Genomic DNA, 14,875 nt, shown 5'->3' with positions numbered 1-14,875 from the left:
GAGACGTACGCGCATGACTCACGAGATCGCAGTGATTCCCGGCGACGGGATCGGACAGGAGGTCACGCCCGCGGCCGTCGACGTACTGGAGGCGATCGCCGTCGACTTCGAGTTCGTCGAGGGCGAGGCCGGCGACGCCGTGAAGGCCGAGACCGGCGAGGCACTGCCACGGGAGACCCGCGAGATCGCCGCCGACGCCGACGCGACGCTGTTCGGTGCGGCCGGCGAGACGGCCGCCGACGTGATTTTGCCGCTCCGGCAGGTCGTCGACTCCTTCGCCAACGTCCGCCCGGCCGTCTCGTACCCCGGCCTAGACGCCGTACAGCCCGACACCGATCTCGTGTTCATTCGGGAGAACACGGAGGGCGTCTACAAGGGCATCGAGAGCGAGATCAGCGACGGCGTCACGACGTGTACGCGCGTGATCACCGAGGACGCCTCCGAGAAGATCGCCGACTTCGGCTTCGACTACGCCCGCAACAACGACTACGACGACGTGACCATCGCCCACAAGGCAAACGTCATGCGCGAGACCGACGGCCTGTTCCTCGACACCGCCGAGGCGGTCGCCGAGGAGCGGTCGGTGCCACGCACCGACGAACGCGCGAGCGGTGACACCGCGAGCGAAGGGATCGCCTACGACACGGCGCTGATGGACGCGCTGGCGATGCATCTGGTCATGCACCCCGAGGACTACGGCGTCGTGATCTGTCCGAACCTCGCCGGGGACATGCTGTCGGACCTCGCGGCCGGGCTGGTCGGCGGCCTCGGCCTGCTGCCGAGCGCGAACGTCGGCGAGGACAACGCGCTGTTCGAACCGGTCCACGGCTCCGCGCCGGACATCGCGGGCGAGGGGGTCGCAAACCCGGCTGCGATGATCCTCTCGGCCGCGATGCTGCTCGATCATCTGGGGTACGAAGACGAGGGCGACCGCGTTCGGACGGCCGTCGAAGCGACGCTCGAAGACGGTCCGAAGACGCCGGACCTCGGCGGCTCGGCCTCGACCGAGGCGGTCACCGAGGCCGTCGTCGACCGGCTCTAGATCACTCAGTTTCGAGCAAAAACGAACAGCAACGATAGAAAGTAGTAAGTTCGCCGGCCACGAACGGCGGTGTAATGCTGCCAGCCGAGCGCAAGCGGCGGATCGTCGAACTCGTCACGGAGCGTGACGGCTGTTCTGTCGCCCGACTCGCAACCGAACTCGACTTCTCGAAGGCGACGATCCGGCGCGACCTACAGGAGCTCGAAGACGACGGCCGGATCGAACGATCACACGGCGGTGCCGTCCCGGCGTCGTCGGTCGGACAGGAGCGCCCGTACGGCCAGCGCGAAGTCGACCGACTGGACGCCAAACAGGCCATCGCCGCCCGCGCCGTCGACCTGTTGCAGGACGCGCAGGTGGTGTCGTTCGACGCCGGGACGACGACGATGGCCGTCGCGCGTGCGCTGCCGAGCGAGGCCGGCGTCGAGGCGGTGACGAACATGCCGGATCTGGCGACGACCCTGCTGGACAAAGGCATCGCGGTGACGGTGACCGGTGGGACGTTGCGCCGCCGGACTCGGGCGCTGGTCGGTCCGACCGCCCAGCGGTTCCTCGACGACCACCACGTCGACCTGCTGTTCGTCGGGACGAACAGCCTCGACGCCACGACCGGGCTGACGACCCCAAACGAGGCCGAAGCCGCGGTCAAGTCCCGGTTCGTCGAGCAGGCCAGCCGCGTCGTGCTCGTCGCCGACAGCTCGAAGTTCGACGAGCAGTCGTTCGTCACCGTCGCCGCCCTCGACGCGGTCGACGCGCTGGTGACCGACCGCACGCCGGACGGTGCGCTGGCCGCCGCCCTCGACGAGGCCGACGTGACCGTCCTGGAGGCAGACGCGTGATCCTCACGGTCACCTACAACCCCGCCGTCGACCAGACGGTCACCTTCGACGAGCCACTGGCCAGCGAGACGGTCAACAGAGCGACCGACGCGCAGTTCGACGCCGGTGGCAAGGGGATCAACGTCTCGCAGTTCCTGACAGCGATGGACACCGCTACCGTCGCTACCGGGCTCCTGGGCGGCTTTACGGGAACCTTCGTCACGGAACAGCTCGAAGCGGCCGACATTCCCGCGGAGTTCGTCACCGTCGACGAGCCGACGCGGCTCAACACGACCGCGCTGGCCGCCGGAACCGAGTACAAACTCAACCAGGCGGGCCCCGCCGTCGACGCGAGCGCCGTCGACGACCTCGTCGACCACATTGCCGACCACGAGCCCGCCCGCGTACTCGTCGGTGGCAGTCTCCCGCCGGGACTAGAGCGCGACGCCATCGACCGCATCGCCTCGTCCGGACCGTGGCGGACGGCCGTCGACGTCGAAGGCGAGACGCTGCGGGCGCTGTCGGCCGACTACGCGCTGTGCAAGCCCAACCACGAGGAGCTGGCCGCAGCCACCGAGACGACCGTCGAGAGCGTCGAGGAGTGTGTGGCGGCCGCCAGCGCGCTCGGAGAGCGGGGCTTCGAGCGCGTCGTCGCGTCGCTGGGAGCCGACGGTGCCGTCCTCGTCGGTCCCGACGGGGCCGTCCACGCCGAACCGCTGGCCGTCGATGTCGTCGACACGGTCGGTGCCGGCGACGCGCTGCTGTCGGGCGTGCTGGCGTCGCTCGAACGCGGTGAGAGTGACGAACTCGCGCTGGCGACGGGAGTGGCGGTCGCGTCGCGCGTGGTCTCGCAGGCGGGGACCGGCGTTCCGGACCTCGACGGCGTCTTCGGGGATCGGTCCGCCGTCGAGACCCGACGGCTCTAGAACTTCGCCCCGTACTCGTCGACGAACGCACGGATCGCCTCGAACGTCGGTGGTTCGCCGCTGCGCACGAACGCACCGGCGACGGCGTTGCCGACGACGACGGCACCGGCCGGATCGACACCGGTGACCAGTGCCAGCGCGAGGCCGGCGTTGAAGTGGTCGCCGGCACTCGTCGTCAACTCGGGGTCGTCGACGGACGGGACGGCCACGTCCGTGGTCCCGTCGACCCCAGCGACCAGCGACCGGTCGACGCCGTGCGAGACGAACAGGCTGGCGTCGAAGGTCTCGCGGAGCGTGCGAGCCTCCGCTTCGAGCGATTCCTCGCCGCCGTCGCCGTAGGTCTCTGCGAGGAGTTGGGTCTCGGCGCGGTTGGCCGAGACGACGACGCGCGTCTTGGCCGCGAGGCGACCGATGGCTCCGGTCCCGCCGTCGAGGCGCTCGGCGTCGAGCTTCCGCACGTCGCCGGGATCGACGAGCACCGTCTCAGGCGGCTCGTCGATGTCGTCCCAGAGCCCGGCGATCCCGTCGAGTACGTCCGGCAGGTCGGGCGTCTCCGCCCAGTAGCCGGTGCCAAGCAGGGCCGCACCGTCGAGCCGGTCGCGGAGACGTTCTCGACCGAGCCGGTCCGTGAGAAACGACCAGTCCAGGTCCATCGTCGTCCCGTTCTCGATGAGCATGAGCTTGCCGTCGTCGAACTCGACGGCGTCCGTGTAGCCCGGTTGTCCCAGCGAGTGGAGCTCGCAGTCGGCGAACTCGTCGGCGAACACGTCACGCACCGGCCGGCCGTACATCCCGATCATCACCGGATCGAAGCCCCAGCCGCCGAAGGCCCGAGCGAGGTGGCTCGTGTGCCCGCCGGTCCGGGTCCCCCGCTGGAGCCACTCGAAGGAGAGGGAGCTGTCGGCCGCGACGGAGTCGTGGACGCGATCGCCAAAGCCGGCCAGCGTGTCCAGTCGGTCGTAGTCGTCGGGATCGTGGCGATCGGCGACGACCTCGCGGACGCGGTCGACGTAGCCGTCGAAGCCGAAGACGACTCGCTCGCTCGGGACCGTCTCGGGGAGCTGTGCCCGTGCAACGGCGACGGCGGCCTCGGTCTCGTCGTCGAACGAACTCATAGTGGTACTCTCTCCTCCCGTCCCTTAGAGTACGTCGTCTGCACTCGCACCCTCGAAGACGACCCGTTCGAGTTTGTCGAGGATGTCGTACGGGTCCTCGCGTTGCCAGACGTTGCGGCCGACCGCGAGCCCGGAGACACCGGCGTCGAGACAGCTCTCGACCAGTTCGAGGAACTCGCGGTCGGAGGTCTTCGAACCCCCAGAGAGGAGGACGCCGGTGTCGCCGGTCGCGTCGACGGCGTGAGCCATGGCCTCCGGACTGCGTGGGTACTTGACCTTCACGAAGTCACCGCCGAGTTCGAGGCCGATGCGGGCGGCGTAGGCGACCACGTCCCGGCTCCGATGCTCCTTGATCGCCTGTCCGCGCGGATACGACCACATCGCGATCGGGAGGTCGTGGTCGCGTGCGCGCTCCTGGACCGGCCGGAAGTCCTCGAATAGCCGCGGCTCGTCGTTGACGCCGGGGTAGACCGTGTACCCGACGGCGTCGGCACCCAGCTCGGCGGCGTAGTCGACCGACCAGTTCTGGGGCGCGTACGGTTCGCCCATCCAGAGGTCCGAACCGCCGTTGAGCTTCGCCAGCAGATTCACCTCGTCGTCGTAGCTGGGGTAGTACGTCTCGGTCAGTCCCTTCCCGACGGCCAGAGCGGTGACGGCGTCGTGGGTCGCCATCTCGAAGACCGCGTTCGGATCGAGGCGCTCCTCGACGCCGTCGAACTGCTTTGGCCCGTGTTCGAGCCCGTGATCGTGCGCGAGGACGATCGTCTTGCCGTTGCGGACGAGCGGCGAGTCGTCGCTGACGTGCATGCACGCTCGTACGAAAAACGATCACAAAGCGTTTTCGAATATGATCGTTTCGTACTGTTTCCGATCGGGGCGGCCAGAGCGTCGCCACTGTCGGGAGTCACGGTCACGAAACGTCGCTCCGGGCGCTACGCGGCGCGGTCGCAGACCATACTCCAGCGCCCGTTCGTCTCTAGCTTCTCCTGGAGCAGTCCCGCGTACTCTGCCGCGAGCTCCTCGGCTTCCTCGATGCGGTCGTCGCCGCCACCACCGCCACCGAGTCCCAGTGCGTCCTTGACGCCGCCCAGGATTCCGCCGCCGGTGTCGCCGCTCGAACCGCCGCCACCACCGCCACCCATCGGCCCCTGCTCGGCGATCCGATCGAGTTCGGGCATGATCGTCGAGAGGTTCGACGTGTCGGCCACGATCTCTGCCGTCTCCGGATCTTCGGCTCCGTGGATCTCGAATTCGAGTGCCGTCATCACGAGGTTCCACTGCTGGTTCGAGAACGACGAGGCCTCGACGCGGTCGTTGAACTCGGTGTCGACCTCCATTCGCTCCGCGGCGATCGCGTTCGTCCAGTCGCTACTCATACACAGGCGTTCGCGAGCCGAGGGTATGAGCGTTTCCCGCTCGTATTACCTTGTTTTCACCACCGTGGAGTCTCCGCTAACTCCGTGACACATAAGTTGTCCTTTCAGTTAGACAGTGTACATGGACACACAGGTCGGTACAGGGCAAGCAACGGGAAATAATGGTGACGCCGCCGGTATGGCCGCAGCGCGTGAGGCTCTTAACGGCATTGAAGCTGATAGCCCCGACTTCTGTCAAGTATTCTGTTCGCCAGTCTACGACTACGATGCAGTGCTGTGGGGCATTCGAAGCGTCGTCGGTTCAGACACCGAAGTCATCGGCTGCTCGTCTTCGGGAGAGTTCACTGAAGCGGGCTCGAAAGCAGAGACTGTGACAGTTGGCATCGTCGCTTCCGACTCGATGGAGTTCTTTACTACGCTCTCGACGGGGTTAGGTGCCGACCAGAAGCGCTGCCTGTTCGAAGCGGTACACGATCTTCCGGAACCGGACGCTCCGAAGATCGACCAGTACCCACACCGTGCGGTAATCAACCTCCATGACGGAATTGTCAGCATCGGAGACGAGATCACGAAGCTCACCGAGCAGTATATCGACGACGACCAGATTCCAATTGTCGGCGGCTCTGCTGGTGACGACCTTCGGCTAGAGGAGACACACGTATTCTGTAATGGACAGGTCGAATCAGACGCCGTCGCGCTCGCGCTACTGGCCTCTGAAAATCCATTCGCAGTAACAGTTAACCACGGCCACGAACCGATCTCGGAGCCGATGACTGTCACGCGGGCCGAAGGAAGCACAGTCTACGAACTCGACGGACGGCCCGCTTTCGAGGCCTGGCGGGATGCAATTCAGACCGATGCGAGAGAGTCGTACGGGATCGACGTCGACGACTTGGATGCCGGTTCCGAAGAGTTTCTGATGTTACTCGGCCGCTACGAGCTGGGCATCGAGTCGGAACCCGACGCCGACGCACAGGGTATCGCGTCTCGGATTAGAGATTTCGTCGCGTCCGCGTTCGTTTCGACGGAAGGATACAACATCCGGTGGCCGGGACGCACCGCAGATACCGACGGCTCTCTCGGGTTTACTGTAGACATTGCCGAAGGAACCGAGTTGCGTGTTACACACAGCAGTAAGCCCGATCAGGTGTCAGCCGTCGAAACAGCCGCATCGAATGCCGCCGACGAACTCGGCGGCGATGCCGTTGCTGGTGGGTTCGTCTACGACTGTGCGTGTCGGGCGATGATTCTGGGAGATGACTTCGACGACGCAGTCGACGCGATCAGCCGTTCGATCGATGCACCGTTCGCTGGCTTCGAAACATACGGCGAAGTCTGCTCGGCGGACGAGGACTACACAGGCTATCACAACACCTCTGCAGTTGTGTTCTTATTCCCGGAGTAACTGCCGGGAAAAGTTGTCTCCTCGCGGCTCAGAACGCGTCGCCTTCGAGGCTGATCTCTGCGTGGAGCTCCTCCTGAAGTGCCGAGTGAACGTGACAGATCTCCTCGCCGAGCTCGACGATCTCCTCGACGTCGTCGCCGAGGTCGGCCTCGACTTTGATATCGAACGCGACCGCGTCGAGATCGTCGTCGTCGTCGAGATCGGCAGCGACCTCCGCCTCGACAGCGCCCAGATCGTCGTAGCCGGTCTGGTCTGCGGCGACGCGCAGCGCCGGGATGTAACACGAGACGTAGTCCGCCGCCAGCACCTGATTCGGAGACGGACCGTCCTCGCTCAGCGCGTCGACGACCAGTTCCCACTCGTCGTCGATGACGTTCGTGACCGTGTACCCTTCCTCGCACGTACTGGTGACTTCGATGTCTGCCATAGCACTCGTGGGGTCGGGCGGCTCCGCCGTAAACGTTGTCGATGCGTAATACTGGGGTCGACAGCCGGTCGTGTTCAGATGAGAGATCGGTACAGGCAGTCCGAAGCACTGAAAGCCCTCGTGTAGTTGCGGTCCCGCGACTCGCTGCGCGCGCCTCACGTGCTTACCGAGAGGGACTCTCCGAGTCCCTCTGGCCGTGCGAACGGGCGCTTTGCGCCCGTGAGCAGACTTCGTCGGGGTTCCCGCAAGGGCCGGCCGGCTATAACGTGACGGCGAGGCCGTCACGCAGCACTCGCCCTTTCGGTGTCTACAACTCAGCAGATGCAGCTCTGAACACCGCCCGACAGCCTCGGGGTTTCACCGCTCGCAAAAACGAGACCCCTCGCTTCGCTCGGCACGCCCTTCGCTGCTCGCGTGTCGCTACGCTCCCGCTCGCAAAAACGAGACCCCTCGCTTCGCTCGGCGTCTCGCTTAGTCCGCGCTCGCCGTCTGTCCACCGACCACGTCGATCTCGCCCTCGTCGAGCTCCTGTTCGATCTCGCGGGCGGCCTGGACCATGTTCTCCATCTTGCCGTAGGCGACCTCGCGGGGCAGGAGCTTGATCCCGCAGTCCGGGGAGACCGTCAGCTGCTCGGGCGGGACGACCTCCAGTCCTTTCTTGATGTTGTCTTTGATCTCCTCGACGGACTCGACCTCGGCGACGTGGGCGTCGACGACGCCCATCGCGAAGTCCTTCGTGAACTCGTCGTTCTTGAACACGTCGAGTTGCTCGTAGTCGCCGTTGGCGAGTTCGAGGTCGTACTCGTGGACCGGGTAGTCGAGCATCTCGGGGTAGATCCGCGAGTAGTCGCCGTAACAGACGTGGAGGCCGAGGCGCACGTCCTCCGGGAGCCCGTCGGCGATGCGTTCGAGACACTCGCCGACGATCGCGTGGTCGTCCTCGTACTGGGCGAGCGCCGGCTCGTCGATCTGGACGTACTTACAGCCGGCGTCGACGAGGCGCTCGATCTCCTCGTTGACGAGGTCCGCCAGGGCGTAGGCGGCGTCCTCGGTCGTCTCGTAGGCCTCGTTGAAGGCCCAGCGAGCGAGCGTGTAGGGACCGGTGATCGGGACCTTGACCGGGCGGTCGGAGACCGACGACGTGAACTTGTACTCGTCGACGAGCCACTCCTCGCCGTACTCGACCTCGTCGGCGATCGAGGGCTTGTCGAAGTAGTTGTGGCCCCACACCTTCACGCGGCCGTTGAACTCGTAGCCGTCGATCAGCTCGGCGAAGTACTCGACCATCTCGTTGCGGCGCATCTCGCCGTCGACGACGGTGTCGAGCCCGGACCGCTCGTGTTCCTGCGTGATGAGTCGGGCGGCGTCGTCCTTCGCCTCTGCCCAGTTGTGCTCGTCGAAGTCGGCGTCGGGATCCTCGAACAGCTCGCGGGCGCGGTCGTGCCACTTGGGCTTGGGGTAGGAGCCGACGACGCTGGTCAGCAGGAAGTGGTCGTTGTCGTGGTCCTCGGGTCGGAACTGCTCTCGGGGACCCGTCATGCCGAGATCACCTCGTTGATCTCGGCAAGACGTCGATAGTCACAGCCCGTGCAGCGAAGTGAACCGGAATGTCTATCGGTAGTCATGCTTCCACCTCCTCGATCGCGGCGGCGTCAGCCAGCGCCTCGACCTTGGCCTCGAACTTGTTCTGCGGGAGGTAGAACAGCTCGGTGTTGGCTGTCGCGTAGACGGTGTCGTAGTCGCCGTCGGTCTGCTCGACGAACCACTCGACGCGCTCGCGGATCGTTTCGGGAGTCTCGACGAGCGTGTTCTGGCCGTCGACGAGACCGAGCGCCACGTCGTCTTTGGTGCCGTACTCCTGGACGTTGTACACCGTCTCCTCGTGGTCGGCGATCAGGTCGAAGCCGATGGCGTCCACGTCGGCGTCCATGAGGTGGGCGTACACCTTCTCGTCGAGACTGCCCCAGTAGGTGTGAGCGACCACGTCGGCGTCGACGGCCGAAGCGACGGTGTCGATTGCCTCGCTGGCGCGCTCGTCGGCCCCCTCGCCGGGTGCGTTCTCGACGAGCGACGGTTCCAGCAGGAACAACGTCTCGACGTTCGGGAACTGGTCGGCCTCGGCTGCGAGAAAGTCCGCGACGGCGTCGAGGAACGCCGCCTCGTCGCCGTAGTGCTCGTCGGTCGCGAGGTCCGCGAGCGAGTACGGACCCGGCAGGACCGCCTGGAGCCCCGAATCGACGTGTGCTGCCGCGGCGTCGAGTTCGCCGGCCACGTCGCCGGAGGCTTCGAGGTCGCCGGTGACGACCGGCTCCCTGTAGAAGTTGTTGTTGTCGTAGTAGCGGACGATCCCGCGGGTCTCGACGCTGTCGGCGACCGCCAGCGGGTGAGCGATCATGTCGTCCCAGCGCAGCTGGCCCTCTGAGACGCGGTCGAGGCCGGCGTCGGTCTGGACGCCGACGACCTCTTCGCGAGCGCGGTCGTAGGCGTCGACGATCTCCGGTCCCTCGTCACCGCTGACGAGGTCGGACTTCTGGTGGCCTTTCAGTCGGGACAGTTCGTCTTTCGCCCAGTCCGGGAGCGGGAACAGACCGGCTGTCGTGGCGACTACCTGTGTCATTACGGCTACGTTGGTAATGACGGGCTTTAATATTTCCTATCTCAGAAAATGCACATCAGTTATTGCAGCTAGCTCAATGTCCCGGTTCTGCCTGTGACTCGAACCGGATCACGACCAGTCGCTCGTAGGGATGGGCCTCGTCGGCGACGATCTCGCCCGCGAGCCCCCGCTCGTGGGCGTAGCGTTGCACGTCGCCGATCCCGGTGAGGCTGCTGATCAGCAGGAAGACACGTCCGCCGGGGGCCAGCACGCGCTCGACTGCTTCGAGGAAGGGGTCGACGAGCCTGCGGCCGTCTTCCCCGCCCGAGAGCGCGTGTTCCATCCAGTCGTCCCACTCCTTGTCTGGCTCGGTCGGGAGGTACGGTGGATTGAACGTGACGAGATCGAAGGCGTCGTCGCGGAACGGAGCGAGCAGGTCGGCGCGGACGGCCGGGACACCGCGAGCTGCTGCCTCGCGACAGGCGTCCGGGTTCAGATCGGACGCGACTGCGTCGACGCCCGCCTCGGCCAGCGTCTCGGCGACGTAGCCCGAGCCCGTTCCCACGTCGAGCCCGCGGTCGCCGGGTGTGGCGTGTGACCTGGCCGTCCGCGCCAGCAGGTCGGAGTCCGCTGCCGGCTGGTACACCGTCTCCGTGTCGCGCTGTGTGGCAAGCGAAGGTCGTCCGTCGTCGTCCGTCGGCGGCTGGCCGGGCATCGCTAGTACTCTCCTGGTCGGCCGGTCTCGTACGCGAGCGTCGCCAGCGCCGCGAACGTCGCGGGCGATAGCTCTCCCGCGCGCTTGCCCATCAGCGACTCGTCTGCGGCGTCGACGACGGCGTCTGGATCCCCGAGGTCGGTGATGTGAGCCGTGTTTCGGACGGCGTTTCGCATCGTCTTGCGACGCTGTGTGAACACGCCCTTGAGGAAGTCCATGAAGAAGTCGTCGTCCGGAACGCTGTAGTCGGGTTCGCGCGGCCGGAGTCGGACGACGGCACTGTCGACGCGGGGCTGTGGGTCGAACGCCGTCGGCGGCACCGTCTCGACGATCTCGACGTCGGCGTAGTGGCCCGCCGTCACCGAGAGCCGCCCGTAGTCGTCGCTTCCGGGATCGGCCGCCATCCGTTCGGCGAACTCCTGCTGGAACATCAGGACGAGCGGCTTTCCACGCGGAAGCAGCCGGAACGCGATCTCGCTGGAGGCCCCGTAGGGGAGATTCGAGACGCTCGCGGAGAACTCGGGCAGGTCCACGTCGAGGGCGTCGCCCTCGACGATCGTCAGGCGATCGGCGTCGATGGTGTCGGCGAACTCCTCGCGGAGGTGGGCCGCGAAGTCGGGATCGCGCTCGATCGCAGTCACCCGGTCCGCGACCGCGAGCAGTCGATCCGTCAGCGCGCCGGGACCGGCACCGACCTCCAGTACGTGGGATCGGTCCATCTGGTCGGCGTACCCCGGAATCCGGTCCAGAACTCGATCGTCGATCAGGAAGTGCTGGTCCTGTCGGGTGTCCGCTCGCTTGCCCGCACGGGCGACGAGCGCGTCCGGATCGCGAGCGCCGTCGGCCCCCTCGGAGGGCGGTCCGTCGGTAGTCATCGCTCTCGGATAGCGGGCAGACCCGTAAAACGCTGTCACTTCCGGGCCGACTACGACTGGTCTTCGCGGCGCACGAACCTGCTGTACTTCAGGTCGTCTTCCGATAGCTCTTCGAGGATCCGTTCGACCAGGACTTCCTTGGGGTTGTGGAGGCCACTGACTCGTTCTTCGAGTTCCTCGAAGCTCTCGAAGGGCTTGCGCTTGCGCTCGTCCAGAATAGAGTTACGCAGCTTCTTGCCGATTCCGGGCAGCAGGTTCAGCTGGTGGAGCCGGAGCGTGATCGGCTGGGCCTCGTTGTAGAAGTCGACGAACCGGCCAGCCTCTGCCTCGACGAGGTCCTCGACGGCGTAGTCGAGTTCGGACTGCGCACCGCTCGGGAGATCGTCGTACTCGACGACGCTGACCCGGTCGAAGTCGGTGCTGTGAACGTCGATGCGGTCACCGAAGGTCACGTCCGTCTCCTCCCCGACCACGATCTCGTAGAGCCGGAAGTCTTCGGTCCCCATCGCGTACGCGAGCGGCTGCTTTTGATACTGTGGCCGGTCGTCCTCGGACTTGCCGTGTGGCAGGAAGTCCAAGACGACGGCCGGTTCGCCGTCGTCACCGCTCTCGGTATCACTCATGCGAGTCGATAGGTCTAGCGCCCACTTAATGGCGTGGGTCGGGGAGGCCGGTGACAATCGCCATGCGGGCGACCGATCTACGCGTACTGTTTGACGACGTTGAGAATCTCGTCGAGTTCGTCGCCCGACAGCGAGTACCGCTCCTGTGCGAACACGGAGCGCAGCTCGTCGCGATCCAGCGGTCGGAGGTTCGCGATCTTGTAAGCGGTCGCCTCGTCGACTTTTTCCAGGTCCCGGAGCTGGTCGACGAACTCCTCGGCCTCGTCGGGATCGAGCATCGCGAATCGGTTGACGTGCTCGATCGCGCGAGCGAGTTCGTAGCGCATCTCTCGGTCCTCGTCTATCGAGCGCTCGGCTTCGATGTCTTCGAGGATCTCCTTCGTTTCGGCGATCGTGAGGTACTCCTCGTCGACCTTCTCTTTGAAGATCGTCATACCTTACTCCTGTCGGCGGAGGTGTGCGGGCGTGACGATGATCGTCTTGTCCTTGCCGTTGTCGTTGATCTCGACCTTGTAGGCTTCGCCCTGCTGTCCGAGGACGACGCCGGTCGAACCGTCGAAGCGCGGGTGGAAGCGACCGTCGTTGACCGACGGGTCGATCTTGAGGTGGACCGTGTCGCCCTCCTCGTACTGCTCGACGGCGCGCTGGGGCGGCGAGGTGCCGCGCTCGCGAGGCTTGTTCTTCAGCTTGTTCCGCGTTCCTTTGAGGGGTCCATCCGAACTGGGCATTCGTGCGGAGGGGTAATCCGGTCGTCCTAATAAAACGTGCGTTCCCGTCGCGCCAGCGCCACTGGACTCGGCAGGACCGTTCGCACCTCGACCAGCGCGAGTGTCGGGACTCGGTGCGTCGAACGGCAGTGAAGAAAGCGCTCGGTCTATATTCGGCCGACGTTCTCGACGGAGACCGACTCCACGTCGTCGACGTTGCTGAAGGCCTCCTCGACGGCTTCCGTGCCACCGGTGTCGTCGGGGACGATCACCGTCGGGAACAGGGCGACGAGCCCGAAGGCCACGTCGTCGCGCTCGACGCCGTTGATCTTCGCGCCCTCGGGGAGCGAGCCTTCCAGACGTTCCTGGAGCGCGTCCAGGTCCACGTCGGGGCTGTTCGGCATGACCTTGATCTTGGCGGCGACTTTCCCCATCGTTAGGGCCCCCGGAAGCCACAGTCGGGACACTCGTAGAGGTTGCTCTGCTTGCGGCAGGTCCCACAGCGGTAGATCTGCTGACCGCAGTCCGGGCACTTGAACGCGGCGGCGTTCGTGCCGGCGATGTTGATGCCACACGAGACGCACTTCTGCGTGCGTTTTTGCTGAGTTTCGCTCTCGCTCATACACTCTCGTATCCGGCCACGACTTTTAACGATTGTCAAACGCACCGGAGTGGACGGCGGTTTCCCGAACGGCCACAGTAGTCCGCCGGACTAGCTCCCCGGCAGGATGTCACCCAGCGCGGCACCGATAGCCATCGGGAAGAAGGCCACGACGCAGACGCAGAAGTCCAGCCACGGGTCCGCCCAGTCGCGACGCCCCAGACGCTCAACAGCGCGACGGCCGTCGCGAACGACGAGCCGAGGACGCCCACGAGTCGCCGAGGGACGAGACCGAAGAACGCGTAGGCCACCCGCACGTCCTGAATGTCGGCCACGTAGAGGATCCCGACGACGACCGCGACCGTTGCGAACAGCGTCAGGGCCAGGAACGGAGGGCGAGCGGCGATGAACTGCCCGGAGTCGACCGTCCCGCCCTCGACGGCCATCGGGATGCCAAAGAGCAGCGCGCCCAGCACCGACTCTGCGAGGTCCGCACGGTCGAACCCCCAGACGACCCGGCCGAACACCGGGCCGTCGTCGTCGACCTCGCTCGCCGTCTGCATCGCTTCGCGGACGCGCGCTCGCTCTTCGGCGGAGTCGACCAGCGCCTCCAGCTCCGAGAGGTCGTCGAACAGGTCGCTCATGTCGGCGTCGTCGTGCTCGACCGGCGAGTCCCCTCGCCGCCGCTCGGACCGGCTCATCGCTCATCGGGCTCTGCCGATCGCGTTTCGACGGTCGGGTTCGGCTGGGCGGGTCCGACTCGCTCGCCCTGTTCCCACTCGTAGAACCCGGTACCGGTCTGGCGACCGAGATCGCCCGCCTCGACCTTCTCGAAGAGGAGGGCCGGGGGATCGAACCGCCCTCCGAGGTCCAGCGCCAGTAACTCCAGCGCCGACAGCACGGTGTCGAGCCCCAACCGGTCGGCCAGTCCGAGCGGACCGATCGGGTGATCGCGACCCAGTTCGAGCGCGCGGTCGATGGCCGTGACGCTGGCGACCCCCTCTTCGACCATCCTGACGGCTTCCGTGATGGCCGCCAGGTCGAGTCGCGTCGTCGCGAATCCCGGCGTGTCCCGGACCACGATCGGCGTGGCGTCGAGCGACTCGACGAACGACACCGTGCGGTCCCGCGTGTCTGCCGTCGTCTGCTCGGCGACGACGAGTTCGACCAGCCGGCTCTCTGCCGGATCGACCACGTGGATGCCGAGCGCGCGTCCGGGTCGGCGGAGACCCGCCGCGACGGCCGTGATCCGGTCGGACGTGTCTCCGACGACGAGTAGCGTCTCCGCCGCGACCAGTGCCTCGACCTCGGCGAGCAGGTCCCGCCGAGCGTCGATCTCGCGTCCGGTGAGGTCGAAGACAACGTCGGCACCGCCGACGGCCGCTTCCAGTCCGGTCGTGCCGTCGATCGCGCCCTCGCGGCCAGCGCGTCGCTGGACCGCGTCGACGCTGTCCATCACGGCGTTGGCGTCGTCCCCGTAGAGACGAACGGCGGCGTCGGACCGAAGGCACCACGCGGCGAGCGCGTGACCGGTGGTCGAGGTCCCGAGTACGGCAACATCCATAGGTGTTATCGGGTCGTCGTATCGGATAAGGCTTTACTGGAACTCACTTCTCGTTGGGGATACCGCCGTGGGAATCGCCCCGAGA

Annotated in this window: 18 protein-coding genes and 1 pseudogene; 4 read left to right on the top strand and 15 right to left on the bottom strand. The window is 66.1% G+C overall.

Annotated elements, in window-relative coordinates:
• Positions 1–13: 13 nt before the first annotated feature.
• From HALKA_RS0112545 to pfkB, 3 genes are all read left to right on the top strand, one after another.
• Positions 14–1,042: an isocitrate/isopropylmalate dehydrogenase family protein gene (locus tag HALKA_RS0112545; protein ID WP_018258321.1), complete on the top strand. Its 1,029-nt coding sequence runs from the start codon at positions 14–16 to the stop codon at positions 1,040–1,042.
• A gap of 74 nt (positions 1,043–1,116) precedes the next feature.
• Entirely contained in the window at positions 1,117–1,881 is a 765-nt protein-coding gene (gene glpR, locus HALKA_RS0112540; RefSeq protein WP_018258320.1) for an HTH-type transcriptional regulator GlpR, read from the top strand.
• Positions 1,878–2,786, top strand: a complete 909-nt coding sequence (pfkB, locus tag HALKA_RS0112535; RefSeq protein WP_018258319.1) for a 1-phosphofructokinase — start codon at positions 1,878–1,880, stop codon at positions 2,784–2,786. Before glpR ends, pfkB begins: the two co-directional genes overlap by 4 nt.
• Here pfkB and HALKA_RS0112530 read toward each other — a convergent pair.
• From HALKA_RS0112530 to HALKA_RS21645, 3 genes are all read right to left on the bottom strand, one after another.
• A complete protein-coding gene (locus HALKA_RS0112530) occupies positions 2,783–3,901 on the bottom strand; it encodes a PfkB family carbohydrate kinase (protein ID WP_018258318.1) in 1,119 nt (372 codons plus the stop codon). The genes pfkB and HALKA_RS0112530 overlap by 4 nt on opposite strands.
• Positions 3,902–3,925: 24 nt before the next feature.
• On the bottom strand, positions 3,926–4,708 hold the full coding sequence (locus HALKA_RS0112525) for a class I fructose-bisphosphate aldolase (RefSeq protein ID WP_018258317.1): 783 nt from the start codon (positions 4,706–4,708) through the stop codon (positions 3,926–3,928).
• Between the two features lie 125 nt (positions 4,709–4,833).
• A complete protein-coding gene (locus tag HALKA_RS21645) occupies positions 4,834–5,277 on the bottom strand; it encodes a DUF5799 family protein (RefSeq protein WP_018258316.1) in 444 nt (147 codons plus the stop codon).
• Positions 5,278–5,398: 121 nt separating this feature from the next.
• Here HALKA_RS21645 and HALKA_RS0112515 point away from each other — a divergent pair, with 121 nt between their 5' ends.
• On the top strand, positions 5,399–6,682 hold the full coding sequence (locus HALKA_RS0112515) for an FIST signal transduction protein (RefSeq protein ID WP_026190296.1): 1,284 nt from the start codon (positions 5,399–5,401) through the stop codon (positions 6,680–6,682).
• Between the two features lie 28 nt (positions 6,683–6,710).
• Here HALKA_RS0112515 and HALKA_RS0112510 read toward each other — a convergent pair whose 3' ends face one another.
• The 12 genes and pseudogenes from HALKA_RS0112510 to HALKA_RS0112455 form a co-directional block, all read right to left on the bottom strand.
• The gene (locus HALKA_RS0112510; protein WP_018258314.1) at positions 6,711–7,109 is read right to left on the bottom strand and encodes an OsmC family protein; all 399 of its coding nucleotides are present in this window, start codon (positions 7,107–7,109) and stop codon (positions 6,711–6,713) included.
• Between the two features lie 471 nt (positions 7,110–7,580).
• Positions 7,581–8,648, bottom strand: coding sequence for a methionine synthase (locus HALKA_RS0112505; RefSeq protein ID WP_018258313.1), 1,068 nt, complete (start codon positions 8,646–8,648; stop codon positions 7,581–7,583).
• An 82-nt stretch (positions 8,649–8,730) separates the two neighbouring features.
• On the bottom strand, positions 8,731–9,726 hold the full coding sequence (locus tag HALKA_RS0112500; protein WP_018258312.1) for a 5-methyltetrahydropteroyltriglutamate--homocysteine S-methyltransferase: 996 nt from the start codon (positions 9,724–9,726) through the stop codon (positions 8,731–8,733).
• 73 nt (positions 9,727–9,799) lie between these two features.
• Positions 9,800–10,420, bottom strand: coding sequence for a HemK2/MTQ2 family protein methyltransferase (locus HALKA_RS0112495; RefSeq protein ID WP_018258311.1), 621 nt, complete (start codon positions 10,418–10,420; stop codon positions 9,800–9,802).
• Between the two features lie 2 nt (positions 10,421–10,422).
• Complete coding sequence (locus tag HALKA_RS0112490; protein ID WP_018258310.1) at positions 10,423–11,295, bottom strand: 16S ribosomal RNA methyltransferase A; 873 nt, start codon at positions 11,293–11,295, stop codon at positions 10,423–10,425.
• 50 nt (positions 11,296–11,345) lie between these two features.
• Positions 11,346–11,918: a DUF655 domain-containing protein gene (locus HALKA_RS0112485; protein WP_015763620.1), complete on the bottom strand. Its 573-nt coding sequence runs from the start codon at positions 11,916–11,918 to the stop codon at positions 11,346–11,348.
• A 77-nt stretch (positions 11,919–11,995) separates the two neighbouring features.
• Complete coding sequence (locus HALKA_RS0112480; RefSeq protein ID WP_018258309.1) at positions 11,996–12,352, bottom strand: RNA polymerase Rpb4 family protein; 357 nt, start codon at positions 12,350–12,352, stop codon at positions 11,996–11,998.
• 3 nt (positions 12,353–12,355) lie between these two features.
• Entirely contained in the window at positions 12,356–12,646 is a 291-nt protein-coding gene (locus HALKA_RS0112475; RefSeq protein WP_015763622.1) for a 50S ribosomal protein L21e, read from the bottom strand.
• A 146-nt stretch (positions 12,647–12,792) separates the two neighbouring features.
• The gene (locus tag HALKA_RS0112470; RefSeq protein WP_018258308.1) at positions 12,793–13,059 is read right to left on the bottom strand and encodes an elongation factor 1-beta; all 267 of its coding nucleotides are present in this window, start codon (positions 13,057–13,059) and stop codon (positions 12,793–12,795) included.
• Positions 13,060–13,061: 2 nt separating this feature from the next.
• A complete protein-coding gene (locus tag HALKA_RS0112465) occupies positions 13,062–13,247 on the bottom strand; it encodes an HVO_2753 family zinc finger protein (protein WP_015763624.1) in 186 nt (61 codons plus the stop codon).
• A gap of 90 nt (positions 13,248–13,337) precedes the next feature.
• Positions 13,338–13,927: pseudogene (locus tag HALKA_RS19540) on the bottom strand (DUF2391 domain-containing protein).
• A complete protein-coding gene (locus HALKA_RS0112455; protein ID WP_018258307.1) occupies positions 13,924–14,790 on the bottom strand; it encodes a 3-hydroxyacyl-CoA dehydrogenase family protein in 867 nt (288 codons plus the stop codon). The pseudogene HALKA_RS19540 and the gene HALKA_RS0112455 overlap by 4 nt, the downstream one beginning before the upstream one ends.
• Between the last annotated feature and the right edge of the window lie 85 nt (positions 14,791–14,875).

Source organism: Halomicrobium katesii DSM 19301 (genome assembly GCF_000379085.1).
Lineage (GTDB): Archaea > Halobacteriota > Halobacteria > Halobacteriales > Haloarculaceae > Halomicrobium > Halomicrobium katesii.
The sequence above is the reverse complement of the archived record's forward strand: the minus strand, read 5'-3'. Positions and strand labels throughout refer to the sequence as shown.

Coding starts and splice junctions, on each gene's coding strand:
- HALKA_RS0112545 (WP_018258321.1), top strand. CDS start 14: ATGACTCACGAGATCGCAGTGATTCCCGGCGACGGGATCGGACAGGAG.
- glpR (WP_018258320.1), top strand. CDS start 1,117: ATGCTGCCAGCCGAGCGCAAGCGGCGGATCGTCGAACTCGTCACGGAG.
- HALKA_RS0112530 (WP_018258318.1), bottom strand. CDS start 3,901: ATGAGTTCGTTCGACGACGAGACCGAGGCCGCCGTCGCCGTTGCACGG.
- HALKA_RS0112525 (WP_018258317.1), bottom strand. CDS start 4,708: ATGCACGTCAGCGACGACTCGCCGCTCGTCCGCAACGGCAAGACGATC.
- HALKA_RS21645 (WP_018258316.1), bottom strand. CDS start 5,277: ATGAGTAGCGACTGGACGAACGCGATCGCCGCGGAGCGAATGGAGGTC.
- HALKA_RS0112515 (WP_026190296.1), top strand. CDS start 5,399: ATGGACACACAGGTCGGTACAGGGCAAGCAACGGGAAATAATGGTGAC.
- HALKA_RS0112510 (WP_018258314.1), bottom strand. CDS start 7,109: ATGGCAGACATCGAAGTCACCAGTACGTGCGAGGAAGGGTACACGGTC.
- HALKA_RS0112505 (WP_018258313.1), bottom strand. CDS start 8,648: ATGACGGGTCCCCGAGAGCAGTTCCGACCCGAGGACCACGACAACGAC.
- HALKA_RS0112500 (WP_018258312.1), bottom strand. CDS start 9,726: ATGACACAGGTAGTCGCCACGACAGCCGGTCTGTTCCCGCTCCCGGAC.
- HALKA_RS0112495 (WP_018258311.1), bottom strand. CDS start 10,420: ATGCCCGGCCAGCCGCCGACGGACGACGACGGACGACCTTCGCTTGCC.
- HALKA_RS0112490 (WP_018258310.1), bottom strand. CDS start 11,295: ATGACTACCGACGGACCGCCCTCCGAGGGGGCCGACGGCGCTCGCGAT.
- HALKA_RS0112485 (WP_015763620.1), bottom strand. CDS start 11,918: ATGAGTGATACCGAGAGCGGTGACGACGGCGAACCGGCCGTCGTCTTG.
- HALKA_RS0112480 (WP_018258309.1), bottom strand. CDS start 12,352: ATGACGATCTTCAAAGAGAAGGTCGACGAGGAGTACCTCACGATCGCC.
- HALKA_RS0112475 (WP_015763622.1), bottom strand. CDS start 12,646: ATGCCCAGTTCGGATGGACCCCTCAAAGGAACGCGGAACAAGCTGAAG.
- HALKA_RS0112470 (WP_018258308.1), bottom strand. CDS start 13,059: ATGGGGAAAGTCGCCGCCAAGATCAAGGTCATGCCGAACAGCCCCGAC.
- HALKA_RS0112465 (WP_015763624.1), bottom strand. CDS start 13,247: ATGAGCGAGAGCGAAACTCAGCAAAAACGCACGCAGAAGTGCGTCTCG.
- HALKA_RS0112455 (WP_018258307.1), bottom strand. CDS start 14,790: ATGGATGTTGCCGTACTCGGGACCTCGACCACCGGTCACGCGCTCGCC.